Here is a 1,864-nt window from a genome sequence, read left to right as displayed (position 1 = left end):
ACGACACCGACGTCGACGACGGCCACCTGTTCACCCTGAACAGCGCCAGTGCGCCGCTCGGCCAAGGCTCGGCCAGCATGGTCGCCAACCAATTGCTGTTCAACCCCGGTAGCGACTTTGATCATCTGGCGCAGGGTGCAGTCGCGCACGTGACACTGAGCTACACCATGCAGGACGAACACGGTGCACTCTCGAGTTCCACCGTGGACGTGACCATCACCGGCACCAATGACGGTCCAGTCGCGGTGGCCGATGTCGCCGCCGGCACAGAAAACCAGACCCTGACCATCGACGTGCTGGCCAACGACACCGACGTCGATGACGGTCATCTGTTCACCCTGAACACTGCCAGTGCCCCGCTCGGCCAAGGCACCGCCAGCGTGGTCGCCAACCAGTTGCTGTTCACCCCCGGCAGCGACTTCGACCATCTGGCACAAGGTGCGGTCGCGCACGTAACGCTCAGCTACACCATGCAGGACGAACACGGCGCGCTCTCGTCTAGTACGGTGGACGTGACCATCACCGGCACCAACGACGGTCCGGTCGCGGTGGCCGATACGGCCGCCGGCACGGAGAACCAGACCCTGACCATCGACGTGCTGGCCAACGATACCGACGTCGACGACGGTCACCTGTTCACCCTGAACACTGCCAGTGCCCCGCTCGGCCAAGGCACGGCCAGCGTGCTCGCCAACCAGTTGCTGTTCACCCCTGGCAGCGATTTTGATCATCTGGCACAAGGCGCCATCGCGCACGTAACGCTCAACTACACCATGCAAGACGAACATGGCGCACTCTCGTCTAGTACGGTGGACGCGACCATCACCGGCACCAACGACGGTCCGGTCGCGGTAGCCGATACGGCCGCCGGCACGGAAAATCAGACCCTGACCATCGACGTCCTGGCCAACGACACCGACGTCGACGACGGCCACCTGTTCACCCTGAACAGCGCCAGTGCGCCGCTCGGCCAAGGCTCGGCCAGCGTGGTCGCCAACCAGCTGCTGTTCACCCCTGGCAACGACTTCGATCATCTGGCGCAAGGTGCCATCCAGCACGTAACGCTGAGCTACACCATGCAGGACGAACACGGCGCGCTCTCGAGTTCCACCGTGGATGTCACTATCACCGGCACCAACGACGGCCCGGTCGCGGTAGCCGATACGGCCGCTGGTACGGAAAATCAAACCCTCACCATCGACGTCCTGGCCAACGACACCGACGTCGACGACGGCCACCTGTTCACCCTGAACACTGCCAATGCGCCGCTCGGCCAGGGCACGGCCAGCGTGATCGCCAACCAGCTGGTGTTCACCCCAGGCAGCGACTTTGATCATCTGGCACAAGGCGCCGTCGCGCACGTGACACTCAGCTACACCATGCAGGACGAACATGGCGCACTCTCGTCTAGTACGGTGGACGTGACTATCACCGGCACCAATGACGGCCCAGTCGCGGTAGCCGATACGGCCGCCGGCACGGAAAATCAGACCCTGACCATCGACGTGCTGGCCAACGACACCGACGTCGACGACGGCCACCTGTTCACCCTGAACAGCGCCAATGCCCCGCTCGGCCAGGGCACCGCCAGCGTGGTCGCCAACCAATTGGTGTTCAACCCCGGCAACGACTTCGATCATCTAGCGCAAGGTGCGGTCACGCACGTGACACTCAACTACACCATGCAGGACGAACACGGTGCACTCTCGTCTAGTACGGTGGACGTGACCATCACCGGCACCAACGACGGTCCGCTCGCGGTGGCCGATACGGCCGCCGGCACAGAGAACCAGACCCTGACCATCGACGTGCTGGCCAACGACACCGACGTCGACGACGGCCACCTGTTCACCCTGAACAGCGC

The 1,864-nt window shown here is 63.7% G+C and carries 1 protein-coding gene; it reads left to right on the top strand.

Annotated features, from left to right (window positions below; all coding sequences use genetic code 11):
- A partial coding sequence (locus tag AC1RO5_RS30875; protein WP_493179552.1) for an Ig-like domain-containing protein occupies positions 1-1,864 on the top strand: 1,864 nt, incomplete at both ends.

It is taken from the genome of Pseudomonas sp. GW822-FHT02G04, assembly GCF_058802085.1.
Note: the sequence above shows the minus strand (reverse complement) of the source record. Positions and strands in the feature narration are given on the sequence as shown.